The following is a 16780-nucleotide window of genomic DNA, read 5'->3' as shown; positions in this document are numbered from 1 at the left end:
ATGCCTAAATGCAAGAGGTTGATGTCTTCAAGGCGATCGCCAACGAACGCAGACTGCAGATCCTCGACTGGCTGAAGGATCCGCGCGCGCATTTCCCGCCCCAGGCCGACGGCGATCTGGTCGAGGACGGCGTTTGCGCGCTGCTGATTGCCGAAAAGCTCGGCATCACGCAAGCGACGCTCAGCGAGCATATGCGTGTGCTCACCCAGGCCGGCCTGCTGCGCGCCAGGCGCATCAAGCAGTGGACATTCTACCGCCGCGACGAGGACAGGATCGCCGACATCAGGGCGCTCATCGAGAGCCGGCTGTAGCGTTGCCGGCCGGCATCCAGGTCGGGCAGCTTCTATGCGAGCCAGTCGGGCACAGAATCCAGCCCGATCAGGTCGTCATAGGTCAGGCGCGGACGCACGACATGGAACCGATCGCCGTCGACCAGCACTTCCGGAACCAGCAGACGGGTGTTGTAGGTGCCGGCCTGCACCGCGCCATAGGCGCCGGCGGTGGAGACGGCAATCAGGTCGCCGGCCTTCAGCCTCGGCAGATCGCGGTCGAGGCCGATGTAGTCGCCGGTCTCGCAGACCGGGCCGACCACATCGACCATCATGCGCGGCATGTCGGCCGGCGGCTGCACGACCGGACGAATGTCGTGGAAAGCATCGTAGAGCGTCGGCCGTATGAGATCGTTCATGGCGGCGTCGACGACAAGGAAATTCTTGGCGTCGCCCTCCTTCACGAAGATTACTTCGGAAACGAGGATGCCGGCATTGCCTGATATCAGCCGGCCCGGCTCGAACATCACCTTCAGCCCGAGCTTGGTGACATGCTTCCTGACGATCTGGGCATAGGCATCGGGGAGGGGCGGCGGGTTGTTGTCGACGCGATAGGGAATGCCGAGGCCGCCGCCGAGATCGACATGCTCGATGGCATGGCCGTCGGTGCGCAGCGCGCCGACCAGATCGACAAGCAGGGCGAAGGCGTCGTCGAAAGGCTGCAGTTCGGTGATCTGGCTGCCGATATGGGTGTCGATACCGGTGATCTTGATGCCGGGAAGCTTTGCCGCGCGGGCGTAGACCTGACGCGCCTTCTGCCACGGGATACCGAACTTGTTCTCGGCCTTGCCGGTGGAAATCTTCTTGTGGGTCCTGGCGTCGACATCGGGATTGATGCGCAGCGAGATCGCCGCCACCTTGCCAAGTGCGGTGGCTCGCGCCGACAAGAGTTCGAGTTCAGGCTCGGACTCGACGTTGAAGCAGAGGATGCCGGCGGCAAGGGCAAAGTCCATTTCGCGCGCGGTCTTGCCGACGCCGGAAAACAGGATCTTGCCTGCCGGAATGCCGGCGGCCAGCGCCCGGCGCAATTCGCCCTCCGACACCACGTCGGCACCGGCACCGAGCTTGGCCAGCGTCCGCAGGACGGCCTGGTTGGAATTGGCCTTCATGGCGTAGCAGACCAGCGCGTCGAGCCCGGCAAAGGCCTGTGCAAACACCCGGTAGTGCCTGGTCAAGGTGGCCGTCGAATAGCAGTAGAACGGCGTGCCGACCTGTGCGGCGATATCGGGGATCGCCACGTCCTCGGCATAGAGCACGCCGTCGCGGTAGTCGAAATGGTTCACGAGGATGGTTCCGGAAAGTTGGAGCACGATGAGATCGGGGTTTAGAACAACCAAACCGGTCTCATCGGCTCTAGATCAGCGGGTCGAGGATGAACTTCTTGTCCTCGACCGGTTTTTCCGGCTCCGGCGGCACAGGCTGATGGGCCTTCGAGGCATCCTTGCGCGCTTGCACGGCCGCCTCATAGGGCGTGTCGAGACCGCCCCTCCTGCCGCAGGCCGAAACGGCCGCGATCGCCACCAGCAGCGTCAGCGTCACCAAAATCCTGCTTCCGGTCATCAATCCATCCGTCCGAAACGTTTGCCAGCCGCCGCTTTTAGCCGAGTTCTCAGCGCATTGCACCCCGGATATTGCTGGTTGCAATATCCGGCATCACGCTTTCGCCAGCCGCTTTTTCCAGGCGCGGATCTGCTTCCTCACTTCCGACGGCGCGGTGCCGCCGAAACTGGTGCGGCTCTTGACCGAGTTCTGCACCGCCAGCACCGAAAATATGTCGGCCGTGATGCCGAGATTGATCGACTGCAGGTCCTCCAGCGAAAGCTTGTCCAGCCCCACCTTCTTGTCTTCGGCCAGCGCCACCGCCCGGCCGGTGACATGATGCGCCTCGCGGAACGGCAGGCCGAGCGTGCGCACCAGCCAGTCGGCAAGGTCGGTCGCTGTCGCGTGGCCGGAGCCGGCTGCCTTCTTCATCGCGGCCGCGTTGACCGTCATGTCCGAGACCATGCCGGTCATCGCCGCCAGCATCAGGTCGAGCGTCTCGGCGGCATCGAATACCGATTCCTTGTCTTCCTGCATGTCCTTGCCATAGGTCAAAGGCATGCCCTTCATCACCGTCAGCAGGCCGACCAGATGGCCGGTGACGCGGCCGGTCTTGCCGCGCACCAGCTCGGCGGCATCGGGGTTTTTCTTTTGTGGCATGATCGAGGAGCCGGTTGAAAACGAGTCCGACAGCCTGACGAAGCCGAATTGCGGCGTCGACCAGATGATGATCTCTTCGGCCAGCCGCGACAAATGCGTGGCGCAGATCGCCGCAAGAGCGAGGAACTCGAGCGCGAAATCGCGGTCCGAAACGCTATCGAGCGAATTGCGCATCGGCTCGCGGAAGCCGAGCGCCTTGGCGGTCTGGTGGCGGTCGATCGGGAAGCTGGTGCCGGCGAGCGCCGCGGCACCGAGCGGGCTTTCGTCCATCCGCCCGATCGCATCGCGCACACGCGACAGGTCACGCGAAAACATTTCGACATAAGCCATGCAGTGATGGCCGAAGGTCACCGGTTGCGCCGCCTGCATATGGGTGAAGCCCGGCATCACCGTCGCCGCATGCTCCTCGGCCCGCTCGAGCAGCGCCTTGATCAGCCCTTTCAACGCCTCGGCGACGCGGAAGCACTCGTCCTTCACCCACAGCCTCAGGTCGACCGCGACCTGGTCGTTGCGCGAGCGGGCTGTGTGCAGCCGGCCGGCCGCCGAGCCGATCAGGTCGGCAAGGCGTGCCTCGATGTTCATGTGGATGTCTTCGAGCCGGGTCGAGAACTCGAAGCTGCCGGCCTCGATCTCTTTCAGGATCGTGTTCAGCCCGTGAGCGATTTTTTCTTGATCGGCTGCCGAAATAATGCCCGTTTGCGCCAGCATCTCGCTATGGGCGATCGAGCCTTTGATGTCCTGCGCATAGAGTTTGCGGTCGAACGAGATCGACGCGTTGATCGCTTCCATGATCGCGGCCGGACCCGAGGCAAAACGTCCGCCCCACATCTGGTTGCTGGTCTTCTTGTCGCTCATCGCTATAACCCGTGCTTCGGAGCAGTTTTGAGAAAATGGCAGACGGTAATAGATTCTTCCCGGCCCCGCGCCTGATCCTCGCCGCCTTGGTGGCGGGCGCGGTGGCCGGCGCGGTCGCGGTATATGTCAGCGAGAGCCGGTCTGGCAACAATGCACCGGCACAAGCTGCCGTCGGCGAGAGCAAGGACGACGTCGCCTGCGCGGCCAAGAGCGACCGCGCCAAGAAGGTCGCGGCCTCGGCCACCGGTGAGGTCGCGGCACTTTTACCGGCCGATCCGCCGCAATCCTTGAAGAGCCTTGCCTTCAATGGCCCGGACGGCAAGCCGATGACGCTTGCCGATCATGCCGGCAAGACGGTGCTGCTCAATCTGTGGGCGACATGGTGCGCGCCGTGCCGCGCCGAAATGCCGGCGCTCGATGCGCTGCAGAAGGAAAAGGGCAGCGACGCCTTTCAGGTGGTCGCCGTCAATGTCGATGCCGGCGACGATGTGAAGCCGAAGAAGTTCCTCAGCGATACCGGCGTCGAGACGCTCGGCTATTTCAGGGATTCGACGATGGCGCTGTTCAACGACCTCAAGACGCGCGGCCTGGCGCTTGGCCTTCCCGTCACCATGCTGATCGACGGCGAAGGCTGCTTGATCGCCCATATGAACGGCCCGGCCGAATGGTCGGGGCAGGATGCCAGGCGGCTGGTCGAGACCGCGCTCAAGCCCGAAAGCCTCTAAAAGCGCCTCGTTGTCCCGAACCGCTACGCCCTTTCGGGCGGTCAGGCTCGATTCAGACCGAGTGCGGGCGCGGGTGCGAAGCCCAGAACGCTTCTGTCGCGCAAGCTGGCGGGTTTGCTGCTGCCAGTGGGTGCGACGACACCGGTCAGGTCGCCGAATTCCTCGATGAGAGCTGGCCTGCCGATATAGTAGCCCTGGCCGATCTCGCAGGCTTCGGCGTCCAGGAATTTCAGTTCGCCGAGCGTCTCGACACCCTCGGCCAGAACCGGCAGGCCGAGGCCGCGTCCAAGTCCCAGAACGGCGCGCACGATCGCCGCGACCTGGCCATTCTTGTCGACGGACTTGATGAAGGAGCCATCGATCTTGATCTTGTCGAAGGGGAAGGCGCGCAGGTTGGAAAGCGAGGAATAGCCGGTTCCGAAATCATCCATGGCCACGCGTACGCCCAGCGCCTTGACCTGCCGCAAGGTCGCCAGCGCGCGCGGCATGTCCTTCACAAGCGCCGTCTCGGTGATCTCAAGTTCGAGCCTGCTGGGCGCCAGGCCTGAATTCAGCAGTGTTTCGTGGACCTTGCGGCTGAAATTCGGATTGTGAAGCTGCACCGCCGAAACGTTGACGGCCACCGTCAGCGGATTTTGCCAACGGGCGGCTTCCTCGCAGGCCGCCGTCAGCACCCATTCGCCAATCTGGCCAATGGCTCCGCTGTCTTCGGCCACCGGGATGAATATGCCCGGGGGCACGTCGCCGCGCGTCGGATGCCGCCACCGGACCAGCGCTTCGAAGCCCACCATCTTTCCGCTGCTGATCTCCTTCTGCGGTTGGTAGACGAGGTAGAACTCCTCGCGAGCGACCGCCTGGCGCAGTTCGTGCTCCATCACGCGTTTGTCGCGGGCCTCGGCCCCCATCGAGGCCTCGAAATAGCGGTAGGTGTCCTTGCCTTCGGTCTTGGCCCGGTAGAGGGCCGTATCGGCGTGGCTTATCAGGCTGGCCTGGTTTTCGGCATCCGATGGATAAAGCGCAATGCCAATGCTGGCCGACACAAGGCCGCCGCCGACCGAGAGCCGGTTTTCCTCACGCATGACGGTCAGCACGGCGTTGGCGATACGGCCGGCCTCCAACGGGTCGGTCAGGTTCGGGGCGATGATGGCGAATTCGTCGCCGCCCAGCCGCGCCACCATCTGTCCCTGACGAAGGACGCCGGTGACGCAATGCGCAACCTTCTGTAGCATGGCGTCGCCAGCGCCGTGCCCGTACAGGTCGTTGACCTCCTTGAAGCGGTCGAGATCGAGCAGCAGAAGCGCAAGGTGGCCGCCTTTCCTGGCCCGGCCCATCGCAGCAATTTCCGCCTCCAGCCGGCCGGAAAAGCTGCGGCGATTGGCCAGTCCGGTCAATGGATCGAAATGGGCAAGGCGCAGGATCTCCTGTTCCGCCTTCTTGCGCTCGCGAATGTCGCGGACCGCAACCACGTTGTGAGGCTTGCCACAATAGTCGATGCTCCTGGCGATCAGCTCGACAGGAATGCTTGTGCCATCGCGGCCCCTCAGTTCGACCTCCTGCGGCTGTTCGCCGAAGCCGGACATGTCGGACCCGAAGAGATCGCCAAGCTGCATTCCGTTCAGAATGGCGGTTGCCATGCCTGTCAGCCTCGCAATGCTGTCATTGGCGCTGATGATGCGGTTGCCGTCGCAGACGATCAGGCCCTCCACGGCGGCGTTGGCCAGGCCGTGCATACGGTCGACCTCGAGCTTCTGGCGCCGGAAGCGCAAATCGATCCACAGCGCCGATGCCGACAGCACCAGGATCACCAGCGTGGCGGCCGCGGCCGCGAAAGCCTGCGAGGTCGGCTCGATCGTGTACTCGGATATGTCGATCGAGGAATCGGGAAAGATCGAGACGGCACCCATGCCGATGAAATGCAGGGTACAGATCGCCAGCGTCAGCAGCACCGCGCCGACGGATGTCGCCCGCAGGGAGGGGCGGCGCAGGACGACACGCAGTGCGAGCGCGCCAAGCGTTACGCCGGCCAGCAGGGAAACGGCGACAAGCAACAGGTTCCATTCGATCCGGCCCTGGACTTCGAATGCCGCCATGCCGATGTAGTGCATGGCTCCGATACCGCCGCCCAGGACGGCGCCGCCGACGAGATGATAATCGAACTCGTCCCGCAAGGTGGCGATCCACATGCCGGCCGCCGTCAGCGCGACCGAAGCGGCGAGCGACAGCACGGAGAGCGCCGGATCGTAGGCACTGGCTATGCCCGGCGTGAACGCGAGCATGGCGATGAAATGCGTTGCCCAGATGCCGAAGCCAGTCGACATCGCCGCGATCATCAGCCAGACAAGCCGGTTCCGATCTGTAGAGCGGCTGATGTGGTGAAGCAGGTTGACGGCAGAAAAAGAAGATATTCCGCAGATCAGCGCGGCGAGTGCGACCAGTCTCAGATCGTGTTCGTTGACGATACAATTGTAGACCGTCAGCATCTTATTTCACCTGATCTATTGGAAATAAACAAGGCAGCAGAATTGAGTAAGCGCTTTGCCGTTGAAGGATCGATAAAGTCGCCTGCAACCCTGGCGTGTCTCCTCGGGTTGCAGCGGCTGCAATCAGGGTTGTCAGGCCGAAAGCCAGTTTGCCAGTCCTGTCGCGTTCGTTGTCTCGCTAAGCCGGCTAACCCGATCGCTTTCCATCGCCTCCACGCGAAGGCCAGCGTGGCGTGAAGCATGAGGTGAAGTTCGTCGATCTGCAACAAAACCGTTGTCTGATTGTCATGAGCGACACATATTGCCTTTGCGGGAGTGCCCCTTTCGCCAATGACAAACGGGAGATGAAACATGAAACCCTTCGGCTTCGCGGCCGGTGTCGCCGCCACCTTGACGCTGCTTTCCACCACCTCCGCTTTTGCTGTCACGCAGATCAGCTGGTGGCACGCCATGACTGGCGCCAATGCCGAGGTCGTCGACAAGATTTCCAAAGATTTCAATGCCAGCCAGAGCGATTATGAGCTCGTTCCGGTGTTCAAGGGCACGTATCCAGAGACCCTGAATGCCGGTATCGCCGCCTACCGCGCCGGCCAGGCGCCCGACATTATGCAGGTGTTCGACGTCGGCACCGGCGTGATGATGGCGGCCGAAGGTGCCATCAAGCCGGCAGCCGACGTGCTGACGAGCGCTGGAATGACCTTCGACAAGAGCCAGTATCTGCCAGGCATCGTCGGCTATTATTCGAAGCCGGACGGCACCATGCTGTCCTTCCCCTACAACTCCTCCTCGCCGATCCTTTATTATAACAAGGACATCTTCCAGAAGGCTGGCCTCGACGTGGACAGCCCGCCCAAGACCTGGAAGGAGGTGTGGGAAGATGCCAAGAAGATCAAGGCGAGCGGCGCCGCCGCTTGCGGCTACACCTCGACCTGGCTGACCTGGATCCATCTGGAGAATTTCGCGGCGTGGAATGATGTGCCATGGGCCACCCAGCAGAACGGTCTGGCCGGCGGCGATGTCGAGCTCAAGATCAATGCGCCGATTTTCGTCAACCACTTCCAGGCGCTCGCAGACCTCGCCAAGGACGGCACCTTCAAATATGGCGGGCGCACCTCCGAGGCCAAGCAGATCTTCCTCGCCGGCGAATGCGGGATCATGACCGAATCCTCCGGCGGTCTTGGCGATATCGTCAAGTCCGGCATGAATTACGGCATCGGCCAATTGCCGTATGACAGCGACGCCAAGGGCGCGCCGCAGAATACAACGCCGGGCGGCGCCAGCCTGTGGGTTTTCGCTGATAAATCCGACGAGGAATACAAGGGCGTCGCGGCCTTCTTCGCCTACCTATCGAAGACCGACGTGCAAGAATACCTGCACCAGAAGTCGGGTTATCTGCCGGTAACGCTTGCCGCCTACGAAGCGACCAAGAAATCCGGTTTCTATGACAAGAACACCGGTCGCGAGACACCGATCCTGCAAATGACGGGTAAGGCGCCGACCGACAATTCGAAGGGCGTACGTCTGCCGAACCTGCCGCAGGTGCGCGATATCCAGAACGAGGAGTTCGAGAAGATGCTAGCCGGCCAGCAAACGGCGCAGCAGGCGCTTGACAATGCGGTCACGCGCGGCAATGCCGCGATCAAGGAAGCGCTGGGGAATTAAAGCGAGCGCAAAAGTCCTTGTTCTACGGCGCGACCACCTGTCCTGTCAGGAATCTCCCCCGGAGAGGGGAGATTTGCTGTCCTTAGTAATTTCGCCAATTGTTAATGTTGCCGAATCTGAAACGTCCATCAAAGCCATCCTGACAGAGAGCGGCACCATATGGTGCAGCCCGCCTAACCAGCCCGGAGTGGCTCCTTGACCCCTCGCGTCGTCTTTCCCAACAAGGTTCTCCCCTATCTCCTGGTGGCGCCGCAACTTGCCATCACGCTCGTCTTTTTCTACTGGCCGGCCGGTCAGGCGTTCTACCAGTCCATGCTCAGGCAGGATCCGTTCGGACTGAGGACCAAGTTCGTTTGGTTCGACAATTTCAGGAAAGTGCTTGCCGATCCAGCCTACCTCAACTCGATCAAGGTCACGGTGGTGTTTTCCCTTGCGACCGCTATTGTCGCCATGTGCGCGGCGCTCCTGCTTGCGGTCATGGCAGAGAAGGTGGTGCGCGGCAAAGGTCTCTACCGCACGCTGTTGATCTGGCCTTACGCAGTGGCGCCGGCGATTGCCGGTATGCTGTGGCTGTTCCTGTTCAACCCGTCGATCGGGTCGCTGGCTTATATGCTGAGAAGTTTCGGCATCGCCTGGGATCCGCTGCTCAACGGCACCCACGCCATGATCCTGCTGGTGTCGGCCGCTGCCTGGAAGCAGATCAGCTACAATTTCCTGTTCTTCGTCGCCGGCCTGCAGGCGGTGCCGAAAACCCTGATCGAGGCGGCGGCCATGGACGGTGCCGGGGAGACCAAGCGCTTCTGGACCATCGTCTTCCCGCTGCTTGCGCCGACAACCTTTTTCCTGCTGGTCGTCAACACCGTCTATGCCCTGTTCGACACCTTCGGCATCGTCCATGCGGTCACCGGCGGCGGGCCGGGAAAAACGACCGAGACGCTGGTCTACAAGGTCTACAATGACGGTTTCGTCAATCTGATCCTCGGCGATTCGGCGGCGCAGTCGGTCATCCTGATGGTCATCGTCATCTCGCTCACGGCCATCCAGTTCCGCTATGTGGAACGCAAAGTCCACTACGGCTGAGGCGAGCGATGATCGGCCAGTCACCGCTCCGCACCGTCATCGCCCACGCCGTGCTCATCCTCGGCATACTGATCGTCGCTTTCCCGATCTACTACACCTTCGTCGCCTCCACGCAGACGCTGCAAACCATCCTCAAGCCGCCATTGCCGCTCTTGCCCGGCGACCAGTTCTGGAACAATTACAACGAGGCACTGTTCGGCGGTGTCGGCCGCATCGGCGGCGTCAGTGTCGGTCGATTGCTGCTCAACACCACGGTCATGGCGCTCGGCATCGCGGTGGGGAAGATTTTCATCTCGATCCTGTCGGCCTATGCGATCGTGTTCTTCCGTTTTCCGCTGCGCATGGTCTTCTTCTGGCTGATCTTCATCACCCTGATGCTTCCCGTCGAGGTGCGCATCCTGCCGACCTACAAGGTGATGGTCGATCTCGGCATGATCGACACTTATGCCGGCCTGATCATCCCGCTGATCGCCTCGGCCACCGCAACGCTGTTGTTCCGCCAGTTCTTCATGACCATTCCGGGCGAACTGGTGGAGGCCGCGCGTGTCGACGGTGCGGGGCCATGGCGGTTCTTCTTCGATATCCTGTTGCCGCTGTCGCGCACCAACATCGCGGCGCTGTTCGTCATCCTCTTCATCTATGGCTGGACGCAATATCTGTGGCCGCTGCTCGTCACCAACAGCAACGACATGAACACCATCGTCATCGCGCTGAGGAAGATGGTGTCCTTCGCCGATGCCGACACCCAGTGGCATCTGGTCATGGTCACCGCGATGCTGGCCATCGTGCCACCGATCCTGGTCGTGGTGCTGATGCAACGCTGGTTCGTGCGCGGCCTGGTCGATTCCGAAAAGTGAGAAGCTGATGGCGACCGTCGATCTGAAGGATGTGAAGAAGGTCTACCCTAGCGGCTTCGAGGCCGTGAAGGGCGTCTCCATCGCCGTTCCCGACAAGGAGCTCTGCGTGCTGGTCGGCCCATCCGGTTGCGGTAAGTCCACGCTGCTCAGGATGATCGCCGGGCTCGAAACCATCTCCTCGGGAACGGTTGCGATCGACGGCAAGATCGTCAACTCCATCGGCCCGACCGAACGTGACATCGCCATGGTGTTCCAGAATTATGCGCTCTATCCGCATATGAAGGTCTACGACAACATGGCCTACGGGTTGCGCAACCGCGGCACGCCGAAAGACGAGATCGACAGCCGGGTCCGCGCGACGGCGAAAGTGCTGGAACTTTCAGCGCTGCTCGACCGACGCCCGCGCGAGCTTTCCGGCGGCCAGCGCCAGCGTGTCGCCATGGGTCGCGCCATCGTGCGCAACCCGAGAGTTTTCCTGTTCGACGAGCCGCTCTCCAATCTCGATGCCAAATTGCGCGGCCAGATGCGGGTCGAGATCAAGAATTTGCAGCGCTCGCTCGGTGTCACCTCGGTCTACGTCACCCATGACCAGCTTGAGGCGATGACGCTGGCCGACATCCTCGTCGTCATGAATGCCGGACTGGTCGAGCAGATGGGCGCGCCGCTCGACATTTACGAGAAGCCGGCCTCGACCTTCGTCGCCTCGTTCATCGGCGCGCCGCCGATGAATCTTCTGCCTCTTTCGCAAGGGCCGGCTGGTCCGGCGCTGGCTGATGGCAAGACGATTGAATTTGCGCCTGCGAACGCCGTCACGCTCGGCTTCCGCCCCGAAGATGCCGACGTCACCTTCGGGGCCGGGGCACCGTCTGGCGCGCTCATCCTGCCGGCGATGGTCGAGGCAGCCGAACCGGTGGGAGCCGAAAGCTTCCTTCACTGTGCGGCAGGCGGCAACCGCATCGTCGTGCGTGTGGCCGGCCGTGCAACAGCCAAGCCCGGCGACCAGTTGCGCGTCGTGGCCAAGGCCGAGAAACTCCACTGGTTCGACGGGGCAGGAAGACGTTTGCTCGAACGATAATCGGCGGCCAAAATACAAGCACCCCCTTCGCAACGGCAGCAACAAGAGAGAGGGGAGGCGCTTGACAGGTGGCCCGGCAGACAGGCCCACGAGTCATTTGCAGACCCTCGTTTTGACCGTTAAGCTTCTCTACCTAGACTATCTTTAGCCTTTATCAGTCCCAAGGACCTCATGACGCCCGACACCGCAGTGCGCGAACATTTCGCCATCGATCTCGCGCAGCGCGCCGGCGAGCTCGGCCTGAAATATTTTCGCGATCTCGACAGCCTTACCATCGAGAGCAAGGGCCATCAGGATATGGTTTCGCAGGCCGACCGTGAGGTCGAGCTGTTCATCCGCGCGGCGATGAAAGCTGCCTACCCGGACGACGGCATTGTCGGAGAGGAACATGCCTCGGTCACCGGGTCGACCGGGCACGTCTGGGTGATCGATCCGATCGACGGCACTGCGAATTTCGTGCGCGGCATTCCAGCCTGGTGCGTGGTCATCGCCTGCGCCAAAGATGGTGATACCGTCGTTGGCGTCATCCACGAGCCCTCTACAGGCGAGACCTTCCATTGCCGCAAGGGCGGTGGTGCGTTTCTCAATGGCAAGCCGATCAGGGCAAGCGTCGTCACCAGCCTGACCGAAGGTTCCGTCGGCACCGGCTTCTCCAACCGCGCCGAGATGCAAAATGTCGCTACGCTCATCCGCTCCCTGATTGCCGAAGGCGGCGTGTTTTTCCGCAACGCTTCGGGTGCGCTGATGCTCGCCTATGTCGCTGCCGGCAGGTTGCTCGGCTATGTCGAAGAGCACATGAACGCCTGGGATTGCCTGGCCGGCATGCTTTTGGTGGAAGAAGCCGGCGGCACGATCGTCAAGCCGGATCCGAGAACCGTTCTGGAGAAGGGTACGCTGGTGATCTGCGCCGGCAACGGTGTGTTCGCCCAGATTCGCGACCTCTGCGTCGAACCCTTCAAGCTTTGATCAGAACCGGACCGCGATCCGGAAAGCCGATGCCGACACTGTCGCCCGCCTGAAACGACGCATCGACATTGCGCGACAACACGAACACGTCGCCAAGCGCCGTGGCAACGACCAGTTCTAGATGGCTGCCGGCATAGGTGACCTTTGCGAGCGTGCCCTCGATCGTTTGCGGCGCACCGGCCGGACCAATCTCGATGCGGCTTGGACGGACGGCCAGCTTCGCGGGGCCTGCTTGGTGGCCACGCGCCGGCAGTTTCAAGGCAAGTGTACCAAGCCGGACGGCCGCTTCGTCCCCTTGCACCGCAACCACCTCGCAATCCAGGATGTTGGCTTCACCGATGAAGTCGGCAACGAAAGCGTTGGCAGGCGCATCGTATAGTTCGCGCGGCGTACCGTCCTGCGCGACCACCGCCCTGTTCATGACGATGATGCGGTCCGAAACCGCCAGCGCCTCTTCCTGGTCGTGCGTAACATAGACCACAGTCAGCCCGAGCTTGGTCTGGATCTCCCTGATTTCCTCGCGCACGTGCCGGCGCAGCTTGGCGTCGAGGTTGGAGAGCGGCTCGTCGAACAGCAGCACTTGCGGTTCGAGCACCAGCGCGCGTGCCACCGCCACGCGCTGCTGCTGACCACCCGACAGTTCGCTGGGCAGACGCGCCTCGAACCCTGTCAGGCCGACCAGCTCCAGCCCGGCGCGGGCGCGGGACGCCGCCTCCTTCTTGTCATGGCCGGAGAAGCGCAGGCCATAGGAGACATTCTCCATCACCGTCATATGCGGGAACAGTGCGTAGGACTGAAAAACCATGGACACGTCGCGGTCGGTGGCCGGCAGCCGGGTGACATCGTCGCCGCCGATCAGGATACGGCCGCTTGATGGCATCTCCAGGCCGGCGATCATACGCAGCGTGGTCGTCTTGCCGCAACCGGAAGGTCCGAGAAGCGTCACCAGCCTTCCGGCCTCGATCGCAAGTGAAATGTCGTTGACCGCCGGCGTGGTGGCGCCGGGATACGTCTTGGTGACATGCTCGAAGGTCACCGAGGCAGCGTTGCCGCGAATTTCGGCCATCACCCGGCTCCTGCAATTGTCGTCTGGCCGCCTGGCGTTGCCGGCAGGCTGGCATTGGTGCGCACGCTCCAGCCGCCGTCGCCTTTCTGGATACCGCGCCGGCCGATATTGCGGCTGCCGACGATCAGTTGCATCAGGCCGATGACGACCAGCATGACGACGATCAGCACCGTCGAATAGGCGATAGCGATGCCGTATTCATTGTTCTCGACACGTCCGACGATATAGCTGGTCGAAAGATCGTAGCGCGCACTGACCAGGAAGATGACGGCGCTGATCGCGGTCATGGCGCGCACGAAGGAATAGACGAGCGCCGCCAGCATTGCCGATTTCAGCAATGGCAGAATGACGCGTCTGAAGGTCTGCCAGGAGTTGGCGCCAAGCGTCAGCGAGGATTCATCCAGGCTGCGGTCGATCTGCGACATCGAGGCGACGCCAGCGCGTACGCCGACTGGCATGTTGCGGAAGATGAACGACAGCACGAGGATGATGCCGGTTCCAGTCAGTTCGATCGGCGGCACGTTGAAGGCTATGATGTAGCTGACGCCAATGACCGTTCCTGGAATCGCGAAAGACAGCATGGTCGCGAATTCGAAGGCATTCTTGCCACGGAAGTTCTGGCGGACTAGAAGATAGGCGGTCAGAAGCCCTATGCCGGCGGTCAGCGGCGCTGATATCAGTGCGATCTCCATTGTCGTCCAGAACGAACTCCACGCCGACCCCGACCAATGGATGCCGAATTCATTCCAGCCGACGGCGAACGCCTTCTTGTAGTGCTGCAGGGTCAGGCTTTGATCGACCCCCCACAGCCTGACAAAGCTGCCGTAGAAGATGACCGCGTAGACCAGAACGGTGAACGCCGTCCACAGGCCGGCGATGACATAGAGCGCACGCGTCAGGCCGTCCGGCAGACGCGGATGGACGCCGGCGTCGCCCTTGCCGGTGACGGTGGTATAGGAACGCCTGCCGATCCAGAAGCGCTGTGCGTAAAAGGCGCCAAGCGTGAAGCCTAGCAGCACCAGCGCCAGGATCGCCGCAAGTGCCGCATCGTTCTGTGCGCCGACAATGGCGAAGAAGATTTCCGTCGACAGGACGTCGTAATTGCCGCTCAGCACCAACGGATTGCCGAAATCGGCCATGCTTTCGATGAAGCCGAGCAGAAAGGCGTTGGCGAGGCCTGGCCTCATCAGCGGCAAAGATACGGTCCAAAAGGTCTGCCAGCGGCTGGCGCGGAGCGTCTGCGAAGCCTCTTCCATGGACGGGCTGACGCCTTCGACAACGCCGATCAAAACCAGGAAGGCGATCGGCGTGAAGGCGAGAACCTGGGCGATGAGCAGGCCGGGAAGTCCATATACCCAGCGTGTTGGCTGGATGCCGAAGACGCCGGCGACGCTCTGTGTTACCGCGCCCGACAGTCCGAACAGCAGGATGATGGCAAGGCCGATGACGAAGGCCGGCGTGATGATCGGCAATACGGTCAGCGCACGCAGCAGTTTGCCGTGGCGGAACCCCGTGCGTGTCACGACAAGTGCAAACACCAGCCCCAGAAACATGGTCAGCAGGCCGACGAGCACGGCGAGCAGCAGCGAGTTCCAGGCCACGCCGCAGCGGCTGCCGCCAGCGAGACAAGCCAGGCTCCACAGGCGCGAGCTGAATAGCTTGGCAAGGAACGAGACAAGCGAATAGCTGCCGTCGTTGGTCTGCAGGGCGTTGGCCAGCATCATCAGGATAGGCATGAAGATGAAGATCGAAACCATCGCAACGACGAAGCCGATCGAACTGACGACGAATACGTCGCCGCCGACGGCACCGCGCGCGGCAATGCCAAGGGTGAGCAGGAACAGAAAGGCGCCGCTGACCAACAGGGCGCCGTAACCCATGCCGAACTGGCGGTCGCCGAGCTCGCCGAACAGGCTGGTCAGCCAGGCGAACCGCCAGCCATGCAGCCCGATGGCGAAGCCCTGGAACAAAAGCCAGCCAAAACCGGCGGCACCGGCAATGATCAGCAGCCGGCCGAAAAACGGATCGGATTTGTTGCGGCTCCATAGAAGCAGCGGCGTCGCCAGCAGGAAGCCGAGCGGCGCCAGCCACAGTTTCTCGCCCTTGAGGGCCAGAACCAGCGCCGGTGCGAATTGGCTGTCGAACGGGTAGCCGTCGAACAGCCAAGAAAAGCCGAAGAACCCATCCTCGATGCCGTACCAGGGCAGCAGAGCAAACCCCACCCATCCGACCGCCATCCAAAGGACGACGGTTGGTTCAAGTGACCAGCGGGTTTCGCGAAAGCGCATCTGCTATTGCGGCAACGATGCAACCTCTTCGTCCCACTTTTTCAGCAGGCGCTTGCGCTCTTCGCTCGACCCATACTTCTTGAAGTCGTAGTCAATCAGCTTGATGGCCGAGAGGTCAGGCGCCTTGTCGGAGGTTTTTGCAGCCTTGTTCGACGGAACCTGGAACGACCCCGCGTCCTGTGCCTTGGACTGGACGTCGGCCTCGAGCGCCCAATCGTAGAATTTTTTCGCCGCTTCCATGTTGCGGGCGCCCTTGATGATCGATTCCGAGCCGATCTCGTAGCCGGTTCCCTCGCAAGGGGTGACGGGAACGATCGGAAAGCCGGCAACAACCTGCGATACGGCGTCGTGGATGAAGACGATGCCGATCGTGGTCTCGCCAAGCCCGGCGGCCTTGATCGGCGCCGAACCCGACTTGGTGTACTGGTTGACGTTCTTGTGCAGGGCTTTCATGTACTCGAAACCCTTCTCCTCGCCGAACAGCTGCACGATCGTGGCCAGCATGTTGTAGGCGGTACCTGAGGAATTCGGGTTGGCGACCTGGATCTGCCCCTTGTACTCCGGCTTGATCAGATCGGCCCAGCATTTCGGCTCGGGCAGATTGTTCGTTGCCAGCAGATCCTTGTTGTAGCCGAAGCCCAGCGCGCCGGAATATATGCCGACCGTTCGGTGGCCGGATGTTTCCGCCTGCTTGATCGCCCAGGGCTGCAACTGGTCGAGCAGTGGCGACTTGTACTCCTCGGTCAGGCCCTCCTCGGCCGCCTGCAGATGCGGGTCGCCGGTGCCGCCCCACCAGATGTCACCCTTGGGATTGGCGGCCTCGGCGCGTAGCTGCGCATAGATCTCGCCAGCGCTCTTGCGGGTCATATTCACGGTGATGCCGGTCTTTTCCTCGAAGGCCCGCGCCGTCTGTTGGCACCAGACCTCGTCAACGCCGCAATACATAGTCAGGCTTTCAGCGGACGCCGATGACGACACGACCCACATTCCGGCGGCAAGGATGCCGACGCCAAGAATTGCCCTTCTTGTCATTTTGAATACCTCCCTAAGTTATTTGCCGACTTATGAAACCCAGATAGGCGCAAAATACAAGTTGTAAGGTCGCTCGGCAATTTTGTTCCCAAGGCCTGGCGAATTTGATGCATTTGACTGGTTGTTTCATGCGGCGTCGCTGCCACCGGAGGGCCTGTACACAACG

At 61.9% G+C, this 16780-nt stretch carries 14 protein-coding genes; 7 read left to right on the top strand and 7 right to left on the bottom strand.

Annotated features, from left to right (window positions below):
- Positions 1-8 precede the first annotated feature (8 nt).
- Positions 9-311 carry an ArsR/SmtB family transcription factor gene (locus ACFOJ9_RS28680; RefSeq protein WP_378983833.1) on the top strand — a complete coding sequence of 101 codons (303 nt, stop codon included), beginning with the start codon at positions 9-11 and terminating at the stop codon, positions 309-311.
- A gap of 32 nt (positions 312-343) precedes the next feature.
- Here ACFOJ9_RS28680 and lysA read toward each other — a convergent pair whose 3' ends face one another.
- From lysA to argH, 3 genes are all read right to left on the bottom strand, one after another.
- Positions 344-1612, bottom strand: a complete 1269-nt coding sequence (lysA, locus tag ACFOJ9_RS28675) for a diaminopimelate decarboxylase (protein ID WP_378988112.1) — start codon at positions 1610-1612, stop codon at positions 344-346.
- A 70-nt stretch (positions 1613-1682) separates the two neighbouring features.
- Positions 1683-1889: a lipoprotein gene (locus tag ACFOJ9_RS28670; protein ID WP_378983830.1), complete on the bottom strand. Its 207-nt coding sequence runs from the start codon at positions 1887-1889 to the stop codon at positions 1683-1685.
- Between the two features lie 93 nt (positions 1890-1982).
- Complete coding sequence (gene argH / locus ACFOJ9_RS28665) at positions 1983-3383, bottom strand: argininosuccinate lyase (protein WP_378983827.1); 1401 nt, start codon at positions 3381-3383, stop codon at positions 1983-1985.
- 35 nt (positions 3384-3418) lie between these two features.
- Between argH and tlpA the strand changes: the two genes are divergently transcribed.
- A complete protein-coding gene (gene tlpA, locus ACFOJ9_RS28660) occupies positions 3419-4108 on the top strand; it encodes a thiol:disulfide interchange protein TlpA (protein ID WP_378983825.1) in 690 nt (229 codons plus the stop codon).
- A 41-nt stretch (positions 4109-4149) separates the two neighbouring features.
- Here tlpA and ACFOJ9_RS28655 read toward each other — a convergent pair whose 3' ends face one another.
- On the bottom strand, positions 4150-6588 hold the full coding sequence (locus ACFOJ9_RS28655) for a bifunctional diguanylate cyclase/phosphodiesterase (protein WP_378983822.1): 2439 nt from the start codon (positions 6586-6588) through the stop codon (positions 4150-4152).
- Between the two features lie 351 nt (positions 6589-6939).
- Here ACFOJ9_RS28655 and ugpB point away from each other — a divergent pair, with 351 nt between their 5' ends.
- The 5 genes from ugpB (at position 6940) to ACFOJ9_RS28630 (ending at position 12228) form a co-directional block, all read left to right on the top strand.
- Positions 6940-8250 (top strand): sn-glycerol-3-phosphate ABC transporter substrate-binding protein UgpB, encoded by a 1311-nt coding sequence (gene ugpB / locus ACFOJ9_RS28650; protein WP_378983820.1) that lies wholly within the window; start codon positions 6940-6942, stop codon positions 8248-8250.
- Positions 8251-8445: 195 nt separating this feature from the next.
- Positions 8446-9330: a sn-glycerol-3-phosphate ABC transporter permease UgpA gene (gene ugpA, locus ACFOJ9_RS28645; protein ID WP_378983818.1), complete on the top strand. Its 885-nt coding sequence runs from the start codon at positions 8446-8448 to the stop codon at positions 9328-9330.
- Positions 9331-9338: 8 nt separating this feature from the next.
- Positions 9339-10187, top strand: coding sequence for a sn-glycerol-3-phosphate ABC transporter permease UgpE (gene ugpE, locus ACFOJ9_RS28640; protein ID WP_378983815.1), 849 nt, complete (start codon positions 9339-9341; stop codon positions 10185-10187).
- A gap of 7 nt (positions 10188-10194) precedes the next feature.
- On the top strand, positions 10195-11262 hold the full coding sequence (locus ACFOJ9_RS28635; protein WP_378983813.1) for a sn-glycerol-3-phosphate import ATP-binding protein UgpC: 1068 nt from the start codon (positions 10195-10197) through the stop codon (positions 11260-11262).
- Between the two features lie 171 nt (positions 11263-11433).
- Complete coding sequence (locus ACFOJ9_RS28630; RefSeq protein WP_378983811.1) at positions 11434-12228, top strand: inositol monophosphatase family protein; 795 nt, start codon at positions 11434-11436, stop codon at positions 12226-12228.
- Here ACFOJ9_RS28630 and ACFOJ9_RS28625 read toward each other — a convergent pair.
- The 3 genes from ACFOJ9_RS28625 to ACFOJ9_RS28615 are packed head-to-tail and all read right to left on the bottom strand — an operon-like array spanning position 12218 to position 16614.
- Positions 12218-13294, bottom strand: a complete 1077-nt coding sequence (locus ACFOJ9_RS28625; protein WP_378983809.1) for an ABC transporter ATP-binding protein — start codon at positions 13292-13294, stop codon at positions 12218-12220. The two genes, ACFOJ9_RS28630 and ACFOJ9_RS28625, sit on opposite strands and share 11 nt — an antisense overlap.
- Positions 13294-15582: an ABC transporter permease gene (locus ACFOJ9_RS28620; protein ID WP_378983807.1), complete on the bottom strand. Its 2289-nt coding sequence runs from the start codon at positions 15580-15582 to the stop codon at positions 13294-13296. The genes ACFOJ9_RS28625 and ACFOJ9_RS28620 overlap by 1 nt, the downstream gene beginning before the upstream one ends.
- A 3-nt stretch (positions 15583-15585) precedes the next feature.
- On the bottom strand, positions 15586-16614 hold the full coding sequence (locus tag ACFOJ9_RS28615) for an ABC transporter substrate-binding protein (RefSeq protein ID WP_378983804.1): 1029 nt from the start codon (positions 16612-16614) through the stop codon (positions 15586-15588).
- Positions 16615-16780: the final 166 nt, after the last annotated feature.

Origin of the sequence: Mesorhizobium cantuariense (genome assembly GCF_042647205.1) — a bacterium.
Lineage (GTDB): Bacteria > Pseudomonadota > Alphaproteobacteria > Rhizobiales > Rhizobiaceae > Mesorhizobium > Mesorhizobium cantuariense.
The sequence above is the reverse complement of the archived record's forward strand: the minus strand, read 5'-3'. Positions and strand labels throughout refer to the sequence as shown.